Origin of the sequence: Dellaglioa algida, from assembly GCF_030127605.1 — a bacterium.
Lineage (GTDB): Bacteria > Bacillota > Bacilli > Lactobacillales > Lactobacillaceae > Dellaglioa > Dellaglioa algida.
In genome coordinates, this window is record NZ_JANXLE010000002.1 from 55028 (window position 1) to 73535 (window position 18508).

Annotated in this window: 18 protein-coding genes; 2 read left to right on the forward strand and 16 right to left on the reverse strand. The window is 35.7% G+C overall.

All coding sequences use genetic code 11. The features are described 5' to 3' along the window. Positions 1-20 precede the first annotated feature (20 nt). Entirely contained in the window at positions 21-2042 is a 2022-nt protein-coding gene (gene parE, locus N0K73_RS01990) for a DNA topoisomerase IV subunit B (protein ID WP_112249876.1), read from the reverse strand. Positions 2043-2220: 178 nt separating this feature from the next. On the opposite strand from parE, the gene plsY reads away from it, so the two are divergent. Beyond that, complete coding sequence (gene plsY / locus N0K73_RS01995; RefSeq protein ID WP_057973536.1) at positions 2221-2844, forward strand: glycerol-3-phosphate 1-O-acyltransferase PlsY; 624 nt, start codon at positions 2221-2223, stop codon at positions 2842-2844. Between the two features lie 22 nt (positions 2845-2866). Here the strand turns inward: plsY and N0K73_RS02000 are convergent, their stop codons facing one another. The 13 genes from N0K73_RS02000 to N0K73_RS02060 all read right to left on the reverse strand — a co-directional run bounded on the left by N0K73_RS02000 (position 2867) and on the right by N0K73_RS02060 (position 16217). After that, positions 2867-3748 carry an aldose 1-epimerase family protein gene (locus N0K73_RS02000; protein ID WP_112249878.1) on the reverse strand — a complete coding sequence of 294 codons (882 nt, stop codon included), beginning with the start codon at positions 3746-3748 and terminating at the stop codon, positions 2867-2869. A gap of 15 nt (positions 3749-3763) precedes the next feature. Continuing rightward, on the reverse strand, positions 3764-5173 hold the full coding sequence (gene hslU / locus N0K73_RS02005; protein ID WP_112249880.1) for an ATP-dependent protease ATPase subunit HslU: 1410 nt from the start codon (positions 5171-5173) through the stop codon (positions 3764-3766). A 15-nt stretch (positions 5174-5188) separates the two neighbouring features. Further along, a complete protein-coding gene (hslV, locus tag N0K73_RS02010; protein WP_057973539.1) occupies positions 5189-5734 on the reverse strand; it encodes an HslVU peptidase proteolytic subunit in 546 nt (181 codons plus the stop codon). Between the two features lie 116 nt (positions 5735-5850). Beyond that, entirely contained in the window at positions 5851-7158 is a 1308-nt protein-coding gene (trmFO, locus tag N0K73_RS02015; RefSeq protein WP_057973540.1) for an FADH(2)-oxidizing methylenetetrahydrofolate--tRNA-(uracil(54)-C(5))-methyltransferase TrmFO, read from the reverse strand. 21 nt (positions 7159-7179) lie between these two features. Further along, on the reverse strand, positions 7180-9276 hold the full coding sequence (gene topA, locus N0K73_RS02020) for a type I DNA topoisomerase (RefSeq protein ID WP_112249882.1): 2097 nt from the start codon (positions 9274-9276) through the stop codon (positions 7180-7182). A gap of 96 nt (positions 9277-9372) precedes the next feature. Further along, positions 9373-10242 carry a DNA-processing protein DprA gene (gene dprA, locus N0K73_RS02025; protein ID WP_112249884.1) on the reverse strand — a complete coding sequence of 290 codons (870 nt, stop codon included), beginning with the start codon at positions 10240-10242 and terminating at the stop codon, positions 9373-9375. A gap of 46 nt (positions 10243-10288) precedes the next feature. Beyond that, entirely contained in the window at positions 10289-11056 is a 768-nt protein-coding gene (gene rnhB / locus N0K73_RS02030; protein ID WP_112249886.1) for a ribonuclease HII, read from the reverse strand. A gap of 2 nt (positions 11057-11058) precedes the next feature. Then, on the reverse strand, positions 11059-11907 hold the full coding sequence (gene ylqF, locus N0K73_RS02035) for a ribosome biogenesis GTPase YlqF (RefSeq protein ID WP_112249888.1): 849 nt from the start codon (positions 11905-11907) through the stop codon (positions 11059-11061). A 142-nt stretch (positions 11908-12049) separates the two neighbouring features. Further along, positions 12050-13498 carry a S41 family peptidase gene (locus N0K73_RS02040; protein ID WP_225416474.1) on the reverse strand — a complete coding sequence of 483 codons (1449 nt, stop codon included), beginning with the start codon at positions 13496-13498 and terminating at the stop codon, positions 12050-12052. A 15-nt stretch (positions 13499-13513) separates the two neighbouring features. After that, complete coding sequence (locus N0K73_RS02045; protein ID WP_181647341.1) at positions 13514-13741, reverse strand: YozE family protein; 228 nt, start codon at positions 13739-13741, stop codon at positions 13514-13516. Positions 13742-13750: 9 nt separating this feature from the next. Further along, positions 13751-14377 carry a YpmS family protein gene (locus N0K73_RS02050; RefSeq protein WP_057973547.1) on the reverse strand — a complete coding sequence of 209 codons (627 nt, stop codon included), beginning with the start codon at positions 14375-14377 and terminating at the stop codon, positions 13751-13753. An 11-nt stretch (positions 14378-14388) separates the two neighbouring features. Next, entirely contained in the window at positions 14389-15288 is a 900-nt protein-coding gene (locus tag N0K73_RS02055) for an SGNH/GDSL hydrolase family protein (RefSeq protein WP_112249892.1), read from the reverse strand. A gap of 80 nt (positions 15289-15368) precedes the next feature. Then, the gene (locus N0K73_RS02060) at positions 15369-16217 is read right to left on the reverse strand and encodes a DegV family protein (protein WP_057973549.1); all 849 of its coding nucleotides are present in this window, start codon (positions 16215-16217) and stop codon (positions 15369-15371) included. Between the two features lie 139 nt (positions 16218-16356). Between N0K73_RS02060 and trhA the strand changes: the two genes are divergently transcribed. Then, on the forward strand, positions 16357-16998 hold the full coding sequence (gene trhA / locus N0K73_RS02065; RefSeq protein WP_057973550.1) for a PAQR family membrane homeostasis protein TrhA: 642 nt from the start codon (positions 16357-16359) through the stop codon (positions 16996-16998). A 49-nt stretch (positions 16999-17047) separates the two neighbouring features. On the opposite strand, the gene N0K73_RS02070 is transcribed toward trhA, so the two are convergent. Next, the gene (locus N0K73_RS02070) at positions 17048-17536 is read right to left on the reverse strand and encodes a dihydrofolate reductase (protein WP_057973551.1); all 489 of its coding nucleotides are present in this window, start codon (positions 17534-17536) and stop codon (positions 17048-17050) included. 22 nt (positions 17537-17558) lie between these two features. Further along, the gene (locus N0K73_RS02075) at positions 17559-18506 is read right to left on the reverse strand and encodes a thymidylate synthase (protein WP_057973552.1); all 948 of its coding nucleotides are present in this window, start codon (positions 18504-18506) and stop codon (positions 17559-17561) included. Positions 18507-18508 lie beyond the last annotated feature (2 nt).

Consider the following 18508-nt stretch of genomic DNA (forward strand, 5'->3'; position numbering starts at 1 on the left):
CAAGTTGATAGCCTCCTTCCCTAGTCAGTTGTTGTTTGATCTTCAAATAATGTTAATTCAGGGTTATCAGCATTTGAATCAGTAACTTGTTTACTTGCGACTTTATCCAAGATACTACCGTCTTCTTCGAGTGAGAATTGAACATTTTCTTCAATCCAATTTCGACGAGGTTCTACTTTATCGCCCATTAATGTTGTTACTCGTTTTTCTGCAAGTGCTGGATCATCTATTCGAATTCTAACTAAAGTTCTTGTCATTGGATCCATGGTTGTTTCCCATAATTGATCCGCGTTCATTTCACCAAGACCTTTAAACCGTTGTAGATTATAGCCACGTCCAATTTGTGCTGTAGCCTTATTAAGTTCTTCATCGGTCCAAGCGTAAATGCTTTCCATTTTTTTACCCGTCCCTTTTTGAATTTTATATAAAGGTGGTAAAGCGATATAAATTTTACCAGCGTCAATTAAAGGACGCATGTATTTATAAAAGAACGTCAATAATAGTGTTTGAATATGTGCGCCATCGGTATCAGCATCGGTCATGATAATAATTTTATCGTAGTTACTGTCTTCAATTTTAAATTCAGCACCAACACCGGCACCAACCGTATAAATCATTGTATTTATTTCTTCATTTTTTAAAATATCTTGTAATTTTGCTTTTTCAGTATTCAAGACCTTACCGCGTAATGGCAAAATAGCCTGAAATTTACGTTCTCGCCCTTGTTTAGCTGAACCACCGGCAGAATCACCTTCGACTAAGAATAATTCGTTTTTCTTAGCATTTTTTGATTGTGCGGGTGTTAATTTACCTGAAAGTAAGCGATCGTTTTTCTTTTTCTTTTTACCATTCCGTGAATCATCGCGAGCTTTACGGGCTGCTTCACGGGCTTCACGAGCTTTAATTGATTTTCTAACAAGTTCTTGGGCAAACTCACCATTCTCCATCAAATAAAACCCAAGTTTTTCGCTTAGAACACTATCGACGATTGACCTTGCTTCAGGTGTACCAAGTTTTCCTTTGGTTTGTCCTTCAAATTGGAGTAACTCTTCAGGTATTCGCACTGAAATGACGCCTGAAAGGCCCTCTCGAACATCACTACCTTCTAAATTACGATCCTTATCTTTTAAAAGACCTAATTTTCTAGCATATTCGTTAAAAGCTTTGGTCCAAGCAGATTTCATTCCGGCTTCGTGCGTACCACCATCTTTTGTTCGAACGTTGTTAACAAAGGACATTAGGTTCTCTGAATAACCATCATTGTATTGGGCAGCAACTTCAACCTCAATTTTATCTTTAATCCCATCGAAGTACATAACTTCGCCAATCGTATCTTTATCTTCATTCAAATAGGCGACAAATTCTTTAATCCCATCTTCAAAATGATAGACATCTTGTTTATCTGTTCTTTCATCCGTTAGAACAATTTTAACGCCACGTAATAAAAAGGCAGATTCTTTTAGTCTTTCGGCCAAGATATCATATTTATAAATTGTCGTTGAAAAAATACTTTCATCTGGTTTAAAGGTAACCGTTGTTCCATTTGCTCGCTTTGTTGCGCCTAATTTTTTTAAAGTACCAACTGGATGGCCACCATTTTCAAATTTTTCTTCATATCGAATGCCATCACGAATGGTATCAACCGTTAACGATGAAGATAATGCATTAACGACACTCGCGCCAACCCCATGAAGGCCACCCGATGTTTTGTAACCACCCTGGCCAAATTTCCCACCAGCATGTAAGACAGTAAAGATAACTTCGACAGTTGGGATTCCTGACGCATGCATACCGATTGGCATTCCACGTCCGTAATCTACAACAGTGATGCTGTTATCATTATGGATTGTAACATCTATTTGTGAACCATATCCTGACAAGGCTTCATCGACTGCATTATCAACAATTTCATAGACAAGGTGATGTAATCCTTTACTATCTGTTGACCCAATATACATACCAGGTCGTTTTCTAACCGCTTCTAGTCCTTCGAGAACTTGAATTGAATCATCATTATATTTGTTTTTATTTAGATTAGTCATTCAGTCAAACTCCCTTACTCCGTATTCCTACAGTAACGTTACTATAATAACCCATTCTTTTTTGAAATGTAAAGAAAAATCCGAATAGACGTTCTATTTTATAAAAAAATTGGTGTCTTATAAAAAGAATGTTAAAATACTACTTATCTGATTATCAGTCGAGAGGAGTGCTTTATTTATGGGTACAATTTTATTAATGTTAACAATTGCTTATCTTTTAGGATCAATTCCATCTGGTGTTTGGATTGGAAAATATTTTTATCAAAAGGATATTAGAGAATTTGGTAGCGGAAATGTTGGAACAACTAATACATATCGAGTTCTTGGACCAAAAGCGGGTACGATTGTTTTAGTGATGGATGTTTCAAAAGGGATTATTGCGGCAAGTCTTCCGTATATGTTTGGCGTTGCCGCAACTGTCAGTCCACTACTAATTGGTGTAGGGGCAGTAGCGGGCCATACCTTCTCAATTTTCACTAAGTTTAAAGGTGGTAAGGCTGTTGCTACCGGTGCCGGAATTCTGTTGCCATATAGTCCACTATTCTTCGCAATCGCCTGTACAATCTTTATTTCTCTGATTCTTTTAACGAGTATGGTAAGTGTTGCAAGCGTACTTGGGTTTATCGGCATTACGATTGCTGCACTTTTATTCCAAGATTGGTTATTAGCAACAATTGCTGGAATTCTGACTATATTTGTTATTTATAAACATAGAGGCAATATAAGTCGTATTTTTAATGGTACCGAGAGCATGGTCCCCTTTGGACTTGGATTATATTTACGAAATAAAAAAAATCGATGACATTGTCATCGATTTTTTTGTCTTAAAATACTGTAATATCATATGATCCTTCGAACGATTGATTTTCTTCTAACACATGAATATCACCCTTGTCGGATAATTTTCCAGTTGATTTAACGTTATCCGCTAAACCCCACCATGGTTCAATGCAAACAAATGGTGAATTTTCGGGATATTTAGACCAGATACCAACGTAGTCAGCGTTATTTACTGTGACTGAAACACCATGATCATCTTCGGGTGTTGAGAGTAGTACAGTCGTTTCTTCCTGGTTCAATTCATAGATTAGAGCATCATTTTTGAACGTCTCACGAGATAGTTTAATTGGCTCATTAAACTTAACTGATTTGGCATTCTCCATATCATTAAAAGGACCAACTAACGGAATTTGACGTCTCTCAACATTTGGTGCAACATCAATTTGATAATTTTCTAAATCTAAATACGCGTTTTTAAGTGGGACATTGAACGCTGGATGTCCACCAATTGAAAATAATAAATCGTTTTCATCTGGGTTATAGACATCATAGATAACTTTTATTTGATGGTTAGCCAAAATATAATGTAATCTTAATCTAAAATCAAACGGATATTTTGATTTTGTTTCTGGGGATGAGCCTAATTCTAGTACGACTGATGTTTCGGTCTTAGAGATTACCGTAAAAAGCATATCACGGGCAAAGCCATGTTGCCCCATTTTGTACGTTTGTTGATTATATTCGTACTCATCATTTTTTAATCGGCCAACGACTGGAAATAATACTGGTGCGTGTCTTCCCCAGTATTTTTTATCAGCTTGCCAGATGTATTCAATTTCAGTGTCGATACCCTTAATACTAACTAATTCGGCACCTTCTTCAGAAATTTTAACTGTGATAAAATCATTCTTCAATTCAACTGTCATTCTACTCACCCATTTCTATAAGATATAACGACTAAGATCTTTATCAGCGACAATGTTACCAATTTTATCGTCAACGTAGCTTTCAGTAATTGTGATATCGCCCATTTGCATGTCAGGACCTTCAAACAATAAATCTTCAAGTAGTTTTTCTAAAATAGTGTGCAGACGTCGCGCGCCAATATTTTCAGTATCATGGTTGACATTGTAAGCAATTTCAGATATTTTTTCAACCGCTTCAATTGTGAAAGTGACATTTATATTATCAGTGCCAATTAAAGCAATGTATTGTTTAATCAACGCATTATGAGGCTCTGTTAAAATTTCAACAAAATCGGATTGACTTAAATCATCCAACTCAACTCGAATTGGAAAACGACCCTGAAGTTCCGCAATTAAATCACTTGGTTTACTTTCATGAAATGCGCCTGATGCAATAAATAAAATATGATCCGTATTAATGGGACCAAACTTTGTTGAGATTTGAGAGCCCTCGACGATTGGAAGGATATCACGTTGAACACCTTCTCTTGAAACCTCACCACTATTTTTCTGAGATTTAGAAGTGATTTTGTCAATTTCATCAATAAAAATAATACCCGTATTTTCGGCGCGTTCAATAGCCGCCTGATTTATATCCGCTGTATTAACTAATTTTTTCGATTCTTCACGAATTAGAATCTTGCGAGCCTCCGCCACCGTTAACGTTCTTTCGATTTGACGCTTTGGTGTTAAAGCACTTAAAGAATCACCTAAATCAATCCCCATTTGACCCATCATACCGTTCATTCCAGAAGGTTGTTTTGGTTCATCAATTTTGATTGTGACTTCATTATTTTCTAATAGCCCTCTAGTCATTTGTTCTGAAACAGATAATCGTTCATTTCTGATATCATCAGTTACTTCTTCTTCATCTTGTACGTCCAATCCTGCAGGCATTTGACCTTTTTGAATTTGGGACATCATTTGCATGAAGTTAACATTTTCAGCTTTTTTTTGTTTTTTAATTCCTGGTACCAATAATTTTACAAGACGCTTATCAGCCATTCTTTCAGCCGCTCCAGACACACGACCATATTGAGCATCTTCTTCTAATTTAATTGAAACATCAACTAAATCACGAACCATTGATTCTACGTCTCGGCCGGCGTAACCAACTTCGGTGAATTTTGTTGCCTCAACCTTTACAAATGGGGCTTCAAGCATTGTTGCTAAACGACGGGCAATTTCAGTCTTACCAACACCAGTTGGTCCAATCATCATTAAATTTTTTGGTGTCACATCTTTTTGCATTGATTTAGAGAGTTGCATACGACGGTATCTATTACGTAACGCAACAGCAATCGCTTTTTTTGCATCATTTTGACCAATAACATACTGATCTAGTTCTGCTACAATTTGTTTTGGTGTTTTATCAATAACAGTCATAATCTTACCTACTTTCTATAATTCTTCAGAGATAACGTGATGATTTGTAAAAATATCAATATCACCAGCAATGTTAATTGAAGCTTCAGCTATTTCTTTAGCAGACATATCAGTTGTATGATGTTTAAGTGCCTTTGCAGCGGATAACGCAAAGTTACCACCAGAGCCAATTGCTAAAATATCATCATCAGGCTCGATAACTTCACCACTACCAGAAACCAATAACATCTCTTCACTATTCATTACGATTAAAAGAGCTTCTAATTTTTGTAATGCTTGTTCACTACGCCAATCTTGAGCCAATTCAACTGCGGCACGCTGCAAATTACCACTAAATTCATTTAATTTTTTTTCGAAACGTTCTTCAAGGTTAAAAGCGTCAGCAACACTACCAGCGAAGCCAACGACCACTTGATCATTATAGATGCGGCGAACTTTTCTGGCGGTTCCCTTCATAATAACCTTTTCACCCATTGTAACCTGACCATCTCCGGCCATCGCGCAATGTCCGTTATGCTTAACGGCACAAATTGTTGTTGCATGAAATGAAACTGCTGCCATAATAAATTCCTCCAATATTACTTATTTTATTGTATTAAAAAACTTCATTGAACGCTACTACTGTAGCACAACAATGAAGCATAACTCAATTATTTTATAAGATATTTCGCAAATATTTAAAGAGTTGGTTTAACAATTGCTAAATGGTCTAAAGCACGATTTGCAACCGCTTGATTCTTTTCTTTCTTATCTCTAATTTTTGTCCCTAATTTAGGTATAATGCCGAAGTTTGCGTTCATTGGTTGAAAATGTTTACCACTTGCATGTGTTATATAATGAGCCATAGAACCCATAACTGTTGTCTTAGGAAGAACAACAGGTTCTTCTCCTAAAACAATATGTGCAGCATTTATGCCTGCCAATAAGCCACTTGCGGCACTTTCAACGTAACCTTCAACACCAGTCATTTGACCGGCAAAAAATAGATCATTTCGGAATTTAGATTGATAGGTTGGTTCTAAGGTGTCAGGCGAGCGCATAAATGTATTACGATGCATAACGCCATAACGAACAAATTCGACATTTTCTAAACCCGGAATTAAAGAGAAGACTTTTTTCTGTTCGCCCCATTTTAGATGCGTTTGGAAGCCAACAATATTATATAGATCACCAACAGCATTATCTTGACGTAATTGAACAACCGCGAAAGGTGTTTTACCAGTCTTAGGATCCTCTAAACCAACTGGTTTTAATGGACCGAATAACATCGTTTTAGCGCCTCTTCTAGCCATTTCTTCAATTGGCATACAACCCTCAAAGAATTTTTCATCTTCAAAATCATGCATTTCAGCCGTCTCAGCTTCCACAAGAGCTTTATAGAATGTTATGAACTCTTCCTTAGTCATAGGACAGTTAAGATATGCAGCTTCGCCCTTATCATAGCGCGATTTTAAATATATTTTATCCATATTTAATGATGATTTTTCTAATATTGGTGCGGCAGCGTCATAAAAATATAGACCGTCACTACCATTTAATTTCTTGATAGACTCAGCCAAACCAGATGACGTTAATGGTCCAGTGGCCACAATTGTAGGACCATCTGGTAATTCTGTTAGCTCCTCATTAATAACGGTAACATTTTTATGATTCTTAACTAAATCCGTGATTTCGCCAGAAAACTTATCGCGATCAACGGCCAACGCACCACCAGCAGGGATTGAGTTATGGTCTGCCGATTTCATAATTACAGAATCTAACTGTCTCATTTCTTCCTTTAGAAGTCCAACTGCGTTTGTTATTTGATTGGCTCTCAAAGAATTGGTACAAACAAGTTCAGCGAAGTTCTCAGTATGATGAGCTGGTGTCATTTTAATGGGGCGCATCTCATATAAGTTAACATGAACCCCTCGATTAGCAATCTGCCATGCAGCTTCACTGCCCGCGAGTCCAGCCCCAATTACATTAACGCTCGTTTTTGTCATTACATAATCTCCCTGCTAGATTTATTTTTGAACAGCTTCTTCGTAATCACAGTTACTACATTTAACTTGTTTGCCACCTTTTACTTTTTTCTCAACTAAATAATGTTGACATTTAGGACATTCGCGCCCAATTGGTTTATCCCATGAGACAAACTCACAGTCTGGATATCTTGAACAACCATAGAATAAGCGATTACGCTTAGATTTACGTTCAATTACTTCACCTTGGTGACATAATGGACAGATAACGCCAATTTCTTTGACAATTGCCTTTGTATTGCGACAATCTGGAAAACGACTACATGCGAAAAACTTACCGTAACGCCCCATTTTAACAACCATTGGTGATCCACAAATTTCGCAATCAAAGCCAGCTGGTTCATCTTTAATTTGAACCTTTTCGATTGTTTCTTGCGCATGTTCAACGTTTTTAGAAAATGGTTTATAAAAGTTATCAACGACTTGAACCCAATTTTCATCACCGACTTCGATATTATCGAGTCCTTTTTCTAACTCAGCGGTAAATTTAACATTTACAATATCACTGAAATAAGCTTCAATCATATCATCGACTATTTCACCCAATTCAGTTGGTTCAAAACGTTTAGCAACTAACTTAACGTAATAACGTCTCTGAATTGTATCTAATGTTGGCGCGTATGTTGAAGGACGACCAACACCATTTTCTTCAAGTGTCTTAATTAGATTAGCTTCAGTAAATCTAGCTGGCGGTTGTGTAAAATGTTGATTAGGCTGATTTTTAGCCAACTTAACTTTATCGCCAACCTTTAAATCAGGTAATATATTATCTGATTTTTTGTTGTCTTCGTATATTTTTGTATAACCCGCGAATTTAGTTTTAGAACCCGAAGTATGATAAATAACCCCGTTTTGTTCAATAGATACGGACATAGTATCCATAACCGCTGGAGTCATCTGACTAGCAACGAATCGTGACCAAACTAATTTGTATAATTTCATTTGATCGTTACTTAGATAATCTTTCATCGAAGCAGGTGTTCGTAGTACAGATGAGGGTCTAATAGCCTCATGCGCATCTTGCGCACCTTCTTGTAATTTACCTTTTCGGGGTTTGATGGCAGCATATTCTTCACCGTATTTTTCATGTAAGAATTGAGCTGTTTCATGCTTAGCCGTTGTAGATACACGTGTTGAATCCGTACGCATATAGGTGATTAGTCCTACCGTGCCTTGTTTTCCAAGATGGATTCCTTCATATAATTGCTGCGCAACCATCATTGTTTTTCTAGTACGGAAATTCAATTTTCTATTGGCATCTTGTTGCATTGTACTAGTCGTAAATGGCAGTGCAGGGAATCGTTTACGTTCTTTTTTTGTAACGGCAGTAATATCAAAATTAGCTTTCGTATCAATTAGTGTCATTACTTTTTGAACGTCATCATTATTCTTTAATGCTTTTTTCTTTCCATTAACTCCATAGAAAGCAGCATCAAATTTTTCTTTACCCTTTTTAAATTCCGAATCAATGGTCCAATATTCTTCAGGTTCAAATGCTCGGATTTCTTTTTCTCTTTCAATAATTAAATTCAAAGCGATTGATTGAACACGTCCGGCACTTAATCCTTTTTTGATTTTGGCCCAAAGTAATGGACTAATTGAATATCCAACTAGTCGATCAAGGATCCTACGTGCTTGTTGTGCATCCACTAGGTTCATATCAATTGATCTGGGATCAGTAAAAGCATTTTTAACAGCATCTTTAGTAATTTCGTTAAAGACAACACGATTTTTTGCCGTGATATCTAAATCTAAGATATGAGATAAATGCCAGGCAATTGCCTCACCTTCACGATCAGGATCGGCTGCAAGATAAACATTTTTAGCCTTCTTGGCTTCTTTTTTTAAACTTTTAATAACATCGCCTTTTCCACGAATGGAAATGTAGTGCGGATCGTAATTATTTTCGACATCCACGCCCATCTTACTTCGTGGTAAATCTCTAATATGTCCAAGACTGGCTACGACATGATAACCACTCCCAAGGTACTTTTCAATTGTTTTAGCCTTAGAAGGGGATTCAACAATAACTAGATTTTTCTTAGCTGGTGTTCTTTTTTTCTTCTTGGTTACTGGCATAATTGAACTCCTTCGTCGTATTTAGATTGTATATAATAACATTTTTTAAAATCGTAAGTAATCTTAAAGCATGATAGAGAGACTTGTCAAGCGTAATCAGTTTTCGTAGAACTCATCTAGTATTTGTTGACCGTTAATAACTGGTGTGGCCCCTGCCACTATTAATTCGTTGCACCCTAGTGAAAGGGGGCTTGAGATAGCGCCTGGAACAGCCAATACCGTTCTATTTTCTTGTAGCGCCAAATTGGCCGTTATTAAACTCCCACTATGATGTTTAGCTTCAGTTACTAATAGGCACTCACAAAGGCCAGCAATGATACGATTTCGTTCCGGAAAATGATTTCGGCGTGGTCCCGTGCGAAGGCCATATTCGGAAATTAAAAGACCTTTTTGGGCAATCTCCATTTGCAAATTTTTATTGTTTTTTGGATAATAAATATCTAGTCCAGTCCCAATAACAGCAATGGTGTCCGCTTGGTTCGCAATTGAAAACTGATGTGCCAATGTATCTACCCCAGCCGCAAGTCCGCTTACAATCACTTTGTTATTTCGAACAACATCGGGTAGTAATAATCGAATTGCTTCTATTGAATAACCTGTCCTTTGTCGGGCACCAACAACTGCTAACGATTGCTGATTTAACAGTTTCAAATTGCCTCGCATAAATAGAACAATTGGTGGTCGATAACATTCTTTCAATCGAAATGGGTAATCTCTATCGATGATAGTTACCACAACAGAATTCAATTTATTAGCGCTCACTTCATTTTGTAATGAGCTGCTATTAAACGATTTAATCAGTTTTGCCCTTTTTTCGCCATTAAGCTTTAAAATACTGATGATTAATGACAACGGTAACTCCTGGCAATCTGGATTTTGTTGAAGCCAGTCAAAGATTTTATTTTCACCAATATACGTAATTTCTGAACATAATCTAAGTTTAATTAATACATCTCTTATTGTCATGATTTCTCCTTATTAGTTAATACTAATAAGGTACGTATTCAAATAATTATTTTTTTAACATTGATTTAATTGGTTCAAACGTTCGACGATGAATATCGGTAATCCCTAACTCATCGAGTCCTGCCAAATGATTTTTAGTGCCATAACCATCATTATGTGCAAAATCATATCCTGGATAACGTTCATCATAAAATTTCATAATATGATCTCGATAAACCTTAGCAACGATACTTGCTGCTGCAATACTAGCACTCTTTGAATCACCCTTAATGAAACTTTCTTGTGGAATATCACTATCAATTGTCATTGCATCAATCAGCAATTGTTGTGGCTTTATATCCAATGAATTAACGGCTTCTAACATAGCAACTCGTGCAGCCTGGTAAATATTAATTTCATCAATTACTTGGCTGTCTATTACAGATATGCCAACAGAAATTGCTTGAGATAATATTTGACCGTACAAATTTTCTCGCTTAGCAGCAGATAGTTTTTTTGAATCATTCACATCAATTAAATTGAAATCGTGTGGCAATATAACTGCAGCACTAACTACCGGCCCGGCCAGTGGTCCTCTGCCAACTTCATCAATTCCGGCAATATAAGGAATACCATTCTGCCAAAGATTTCTTTCTATCGTCAATCTACGGTTAAAAGATTCTTGTTGTTCAAGTAGTTTTGTTTGTTTCCTATGATACTGTGTTAAAAGCGCAATAGCTCCTTTACGAGGATCGTCAGCAATTTTTTGAATAAACTGCTTCGAAGGGTTATCAAGTAATTGCGTTTTTATTTGTGAGATAGTAAATTCCGGCACGCTTATTCGCCACCTAATTGTGGGATTTCTAAAGTATATCTACCAAGTTTACTTTGTCTAATATCGAAGATAATTCGTTCACTTGCACGATCGTAATCTTCTTTAAAGCCCATTTTTTTCGTTAATTCTAATAACAAATCAACATTACTTAATTGCATTTGTTCATCAGTTAACTTGTATTTTTCTTGTAATGCTTTTGGATTTGTTTGTTTAAAATGTTCTAACCCATATAAGGCGATATCATCTTTCGCATACAAAGAATCCTTAATTGCACCCGTTAAAGCGAGACGCTTGCCAATTTCTTGATCCTCAAATTTTGGCCATAAAATACCTGGAGTATCTAAAAGGGACATTGATTTACCAGCCTTTAACCATTGTTGTGCTTTTGTTACGCCGGGTCTATTCCCAGTTATTGCTACATTTTTATTCACTAAATGATTTAATAATGTTGATTTACCGACGTTAGGAATTCCAATACACATTACTTTAACGCGTTGTTGAATAATTCCTTTACTCTCTCTTAATGCTAGTTTGTCTTTTAGAACAACATTAATTTTCTTCTCAATTGTGCTTAATTGTCCGTGCTGACTGTCTACAGCAACTGCAGGTATTCCTTTACTTTCGTAATAGCGTAACCAGCGAGCCGTCACATTCGGATCCGCCATGTCTTTTTTTGTTAAAACCATAATATGTGGCTTAGTTTCAAGTAATTGTTCAAGTTGTGGATTTCTAGATGATTCAGGTAACCTTGCATCAACCAATTCAAGCACAATATCTACTAAATTTAACTTTTCTTTTACCAGTCTTAAAGCTTTCGCCATATGTCCTGGGAACCATTGAATAACTGTCATTTAAATTCTCCTTGTTAAGCCAAGAAAACTTTCGATTAACTTGCTTAATTCTTTATATTTAACACTCTTAATCAGAATACCTTAAATTCTGCACAAAAAGAAGAGAGTTCCGCCATTTAGTTTCACTCTCTTCACGCTTTTATTAATTTATGACTGCTTTAATTGCCGCATCGTAAGCGGGATCGTTCTTTGAAATCTTTTGTTGAACTAAAGATTCTAATTTTAAAGCAGTTTCTTTATTAACTTCACCGGACTGATCTAACTTATTTGATTCTTGGAAAGATTTAACGGCGGTAACCGTTGATGTACCAAAGTATCCATTATTTTTATCTGTGTAGTATCCTAACGCTTGTAAATAGATTTGGATATTTTTGACTTGAGTTGAAACATCTTCTTTTTTATATGTCTTATCTGTGTCGATTAATGATGAATATGCATATGCGGGATAGTCCGCAGTGATGGTTGGTTTAATTCCTTTTCCGTGTATCCATGAACCATCAGGCGTTAACCACTTAGCAATTGTTACTTTTAGTTCAGTTTTATCCGTAAAATTATTAACGGTTTGGACAGTCCCTTTTCCATATGAGGTTGCACCAATTAATTTATCGTTAGCAGATTGATTGAGTGCAGCCGCCAAAATTTCAGAAGCACTTGCACTATCTTTATTAATGATTACAACTGTCTTTTCTGTCACTTTAAATCCAGAATCATATTCTTTACCGGCTTTATATATTTCAGGAGAGCCCGTTTTTGGTTGAACTTGCATAATTTTTTTGCCATCTTTTAAGAACATCGAACTAATAGCCAACGCTTGATCCATCAGGCCGCCTGGATTATCACGAACATCAAGTACGAATGATGTTGCGCCTTCTTTTCTAAGTGACTTAACCGCTGATTTAACTTCATCAGATGTTTTTTCCGCAAACGTACTAATTTGAATATAACCAATTTTCTTATTTTCTTTTGAAAGATTACTATAAACCGTTTTAACGGGAATATCATCTCGTTTGATTGAAACGTTAAATGTTGATGAGCCACGTTGAATAGTTAATTTAACGGTCGTTCCTTTTTTTCCTCTAATTTTTGAAACAGCTTTTTCTAAACTTTCACCGTAAACCGATTTACCATCTATTTTCTGGATAATATCGTCCGTTTTTAAACCAGCTTTTTTAGCCGGGGTACCCTTAATTGCCGAAACAATTTGGATATTCTTTTTATTAATCTTAACCTCAGCGCCTATTCCGACAAATTTACTAGAAATTGACGAATCTAAATTTGTCGCATCAGCTTTACCTAAATAGGCTGTAAATTTATCGCCAGTTGCGTCAACCATGCCATTGATTGCACCATTAACCAGTTTCGTTTTACTTATGTCCTTGTAGTACGAGTTATTTAACGTTGTGTATACAGATTCAATCTTAGATAAATCTGCACTAGTTGCTTGTAATGAACCAACTGCGGTATTAATTTGTCTAATTGCAAAAAAATACATTGCGGCAGCTCCAATAATAAATGACAAACAGATTGAGCCTACCAACGTCCAGAAATGACGATCAAATTTAAATCGTTTTACGTCTTTTTCTTCTTTCACTGTTCAGAACCTCCACTAATTCATTTTATCTAAATATCGTGCCCAAGCATCATCAAAGATTGTCATTGAGGGTAAATAACCAGCATTTAATTCAAGATAATTAGATACGAAATCATAGTTATCCGACAACTTTGGAAAACTTTGATCGAAAAAAGCATTGTTTGCAAATTGGGCCACTTCATCCGTACCGTGATCATTTCGTTCGGTCATTAAAAATTGATAGAATGTTTGTCTCATAAATATTTACCTCATTTAATTTAAAGGGATAGAAACATTGAATTTAAAAACATTTGTTTTTAAATCAATTTTCGTAGCACTGGCTTGTATACCATTTTCAATATCTAACTTTTTTAAGTTAAGCACAATTGTCTGATTTTTACTATCAATTGTAATCCAACTTGGTAGATCATATGCTTTTTTTACATAATTCATGATGAATTTTTTGGGAACAGGTAACGCACCCACGGCGACTGACTTCGCTTTTAGTACGATATCACCACTAGAAGTTACAATTGGGTCAGAATATAATGTGAATGAAACATCTTGACCCAGTACTTTTGTTGTACCCATTAGGATAGCAGACTTATCTACCAAAAATCGATATTTAATTGACTGCCCTTTTTGGATTGATTTTAAATAATAATTGATTGTACCGTTTAATTGATCTTTATTCATCTCAACGCTTAGATTTGTTCTCTTTGTCGCCTTTGAATTGGTTTGAGTTACTAGCGCTTTTTGGTCTTTAGATTGACTCATAGCGCCAATTGATAGGTAAAGTACCGTCCCAATCAATAAAGAAAGTAGTACGATGAATGCGATTTTCCATGCGTTAATATTTTTTTTCGTTTTAAGTTTAATCTGCTCTGATCTCTTAGCCATAAGTCTCCTTATTATTTAAATAAATGATTTTCTTGCATTGATTTATAGAGTAATTCGGTCATTTTTTCGTAACCCTTATTATTCGGATGAAAATGATCCGTTACAGAAATGTAATCATTTTTCTCGTCCTTTTCCTGTAGAACTTTTTCAAGGTTAAGTCCGGATAAACCAGACAAATCAGAACTATCAGCAGTTTTAGTTAGGGTACTTTTCTTACCATAATATTGGCCTTCAGAGAGTTGTTTTGCAACATCCACAAAGTAGCTATTTCCATCAGTTTTAATCACTTTCTTGGTTGTATTATTCCAAGATTGAACAATCGTTGTCATACTACTCATACTAGGGAAATAAACGTAAAAAGGATTATAAACGCTAATAGTATAAATAGGAGCATCTGGATTATATTTTCGAATTTCCTTAAATAATTCTTCTAATTTTTTTAGATACGTCACTTCCTCATTATTAATCGCTTTAGTTAACTTAGACGCGTCATTTGATAGAATATTTTTTTGAATAACCTGTAGTAAATCGTTACCACCAACTGTTAAAGTGATTGCTGTCGCTTTTGACAGTGTTTTTTGCATTTCAGGTTGTTGTTTTAAGCGATCATAGATTTGGTCACTTCGATCTCCTGACAAACCAAAGTTAGAGGTTGTCGTTTTTATATTTTGATTGTCATCAATTTTTGCACTTATTAATGGTACAAAGCCGCCCTTATTGGTTGTATCACCCACACCTTCGGTTAAGGAATCGCCAAGTGAAACTAATTTCATGGTTTGTTTTGTATGTGGCACCGTAATCACTCCTTTATTTGAAAAATGACCTGTTATTAACCACATACCACTGAATACAAGGCCACTTAAGACAGCGATACTTAATATGGTAATAATCAAACTTTTTAAAAATTTCAAAGAATCATTCCTTTTCTGGATTAAAAAAACTGGACAAAAACAGTTGTTTTTGGACCAGTTTAACTATCAATTTTTAGATTTTAAGCTTTTTCAGCATAGAACATAACTGCGAAAGCGCCTGGTCCACCATGGGTTGCAATAATAGGCGCTGTTTGTCGAACTAAAATATCAATTGTAGGAACTGCAGTTTGTAATAAGTCACGAACTTCAAGGGCTTTTTTTTCATTTCCTGCGTGTGAAATACCAACTGATTTAACATTTGGCGTTGTTTTTAATTCTTCGACTAACTCTGAAACAAATTTATTTACCGTCTTCATACCACGGCCCTTATTTTTAATTTTTAATTCGCCGTCAATCATTTCAAGAATAATTTTCATATTTAATACGCTTGAAAGAACACCTGTTAATCTTGATATACGCCCGCCCTTGACCATATTGTCTAAAGTCATGACAGCCATATATAGTTTCGAATTTTCACGTATTTCAGCTATTTTTGTTATGATATCGGCCATAGATGAACCAGCGTTCGCTAGTTTAGCGGCAGCTAAAACTTGAAATGCCATGCCTCTGTCAGTAGACCGTGTATCAATAACCGTTACATCAGATTGACTCATTTGTGCGGCTTGTTCTGCAGTATGGACCGTGCCACTAATTTGATCAGTCATGTGAAGTGAAAGAATTTGACTACCGTCCTCACCAATTTTGTCGAACGTTTCTACAAAAGTTCCGATTGGAGGCTGACTTGTTTTAGGTAACGTTTTTGATGATTCCATTTTTGTTTCAAATTCATCATTTGTAATTGATTCACCCTCAACGTAAATAGTGTCATCTATCATGACACTTAATGGGATAATATTAATATTGTTTTCTTTTATTTCAGCATCTGTTAGTCCAACAGATGAGTCCGTTATTATTTTAATGTTTGTCATGTTTCTTCATCCACACTTTCTTAACAAAAGTTTTTAATCATGGTACAATAATGACACTATAAACTTTTCCATTTATAATGTCTAGTATATCAGAGATACTGGCTTATTTCACATAGAAATTGATGACTGAGGTGTTTTTTTGAAACAAAATTATAGTAGAAGATATCTTATCTTGAATGAGGTATTGAATGCCATAACTCATGGTATTGGACTTGGCTTAAGTATAGCCGGATTAATTATCCTTTTGATTAAAGGCGCTCATAACGGTAGTGCATTAGAGATAACGTCGTACGCAATATATGGCTCATCATTAGTGTTACTCTACCTAACATCTACATTATTTCACAGTTTGATTTTTACACGAGCAAGAACTGTTTTTCAAATATTTGATCATAGTAGCATCTATATATTGATTGCGGGCACGTATACCCCATATTGTCTACTGGCCGTTAAAGGTGCATTGGGATGGACATTGTTTGGTATTATTTGGGCCATGACCATTCTGGGAATCATCTACAAATCAATTTGGTTAGGTCATTTTAAAGCCATTTCGACAATTATTTATTTAATTATGGGATGGCTTTGTATTAGCGCAATGATTCCCCTTTACTCTAGCCTGGGAGCTACTGGATTCTGGTTACTTGTTTCAGGTGGAGTTGCATTTACGATTGGTGCGGGTATTTACAGTATCAATGGTATTAAGTATTTACACGTCGTTTGGCATTTATTCGTGATGCTGGGTACGGGGTTAATGTATTTTTCAATTTTATTGTACACTTAAGCGCGTAAAAAATGAAGTCACCCTCGTTAATCTGAGGATGACTTCATTTTTATTTTCTATTATAAATTCTAAACTCATGTTGATATTTATTTTTCTCATCGGTTTGACCATCAATTTTTTCAACTAATTGCCAATCATCATAGTTTATGGGAACCATCGTCACATCGCCATCAAAAATAGCGTGAATCTTCGTTTGATACAGGCGGTCGACATTTGAGTACATTTCTTCAAATAACGTTGCACCACCAATAACGAAGATATCATCGGAGAATGTTTCTAGTAAGGAATTTAACTCTGGTATTGAATGAACAATTTTTAAGTTGTCCGTTTCAACCAAATCTGATTTACTGGATACGACGACATTAACACGATTAGGTAAAAGACCGGGAAAACTTTCAAACGTATTCCTGCCCATTACTACTACCTTATTAATTGTCATTTTTTTAAAAAATTTCATATCATTTGGTAAGTGCCATGGTAATTTACCTTTATACCCAATGTGTTGTTCATCATCTTCAGCCCAAATAAAATTAATCATCTTCTGATCTCCTTATCAACTTTTAAACCGCGACAGGTGCCTTAATTGGTGGTGCCGGATTATATCCCTCAATCTTTATATCAGACATATCATAATCAAAGATACTTTCCTTATCAGGGTTTAACCATAGTTTTGGCATTGGTTGAACTTCACGAGTGAGCTGTTCTTTCACTTGTTCCATGTGATTGCTGTAAATATGCGCGTCACCCAAGGTATGGATAAATTCGCCAACCTCGAGTCCAACTTCTTTGGCAATTAGATGCGTTAATAGAGCATAACTTGCAATATTAAATGGCACTCCTAGAAAAACATCGCCACTTCGTTGATATAATTGACAGCTTAATTTACCATCTGCCACGTAAAATTGAAATAAGGTATGACAAGGAGGCAGCGCCACGTTTGGTACGTCTTCTGGATTCCATGCCGATACAATCAATCTTCTAGAATCGGGCGTTTTTTTGATTGCTTCAATAACATCCGAAATTTGATCAATTGTGTCACCTTGTCTCGTTTTCCATTCGCGCCATTGGCTACCATAAACGTCTCCAAGCTCACCAAATTTTTTAGCAAATTCATCATCTTCAATAATTTTATCGCAAAAAACCTTTTTCTGAACGTCATATTCTTTCTTAAATTCGGGATCAGAAAGAGCACGACGACCAAAATCAGTCATATCTGGCCCCACATAGTCATTACTCTCGATATAATTTTTAAAAGCCCATTCGTCCCAAATATGATTCTTATGCTTTAATAAATATTGAATATTTGTATCGCCCTTTAAAAACCATAACAATTCACTTTTAATTAAACCAAATGGCACTTTTTTAGTTGTTAATAATGGGAATCCTTGGCTTAAATCAAATCTCATTTGGTACCCAAAGAGACTTTTAGTCCCTGTTTGAGTGCGATCAGTTTTGTCGTTTCCATTTGCTAAAATATCACGTTCGAGTTGTAAATACGTTTCTTCCATGC

Coding starts and splice junctions, on each gene's coding strand:
- N0K73_RS02060 (WP_057973549.1), bottom strand. CDS start 16,217: ATGACAAACATTAAAATAATAACGGACTCATCTGTTGGACTAACAGAT.
- N0K73_RS02075 (WP_057973552.1), bottom strand. CDS start 18,506: ATGGAAGAAACGTATTTACAACTCGAACGTGATATTTTAGCAAATGGA.
- N0K73_RS02070 (WP_057973551.1), bottom strand. CDS start 17,536: ATGATTAATTTTATTTGGGCTGAAGATGATGAACAACACATTGGGTAT.
- hslU (WP_112249880.1), bottom strand. CDS start 5,173: ATGACTGTTATTGATAAAACACCAAAACAAATTGTAGCAGAACTAGAT.
- hslV (WP_057973539.1), bottom strand. CDS start 5,734: ATGGCAGCAGTTTCATTTCATGCAACAACAATTTGTGCCGTTAAGCAT.
- N0K73_RS02000 (WP_112249878.1), bottom strand. CDS start 3,748: ATGACAGTTGAATTGAAGAATGATTTTATCACAGTTAAAATTTCTGAA.
- parE (WP_112249876.1), bottom strand. CDS start 2,042: ATGACTAATCTAAATAAAAACAAATATAATGATGATTCAATTCAAGTT.
- ylqF (WP_112249888.1), bottom strand. CDS start 11,907: ATGACAGTTATTCAATGGTTCCCAGGACATATGGCGAAAGCTTTAAGA.
- topA (WP_112249882.1), bottom strand. CDS start 9,276: ATGCCAGTAACCAAGAAGAAAAAAAGAACACCAGCTAAGAAAAATCTA.
- dprA (WP_112249884.1), bottom strand. CDS start 10,242: ATGACAATAAGAGATGTATTAATTAAACTTAGATTATGTTCAGAAATT.
- trmFO (WP_057973540.1), bottom strand. CDS start 7,158: ATGACAAAAACGAGCGTTAATGTAATTGGGGCTGGACTCGCGGGCAGT.
- plsY (WP_057973536.1), top strand. CDS start 2,221: ATGGGTACAATTTTATTAATGTTAACAATTGCTTATCTTTTAGGATCA.
- N0K73_RS02050 (WP_057973547.1), bottom strand. CDS start 14,377: ATGGCTAAGAGATCAGAGCAGATTAAACTTAAAACGAAAAAAAATATT.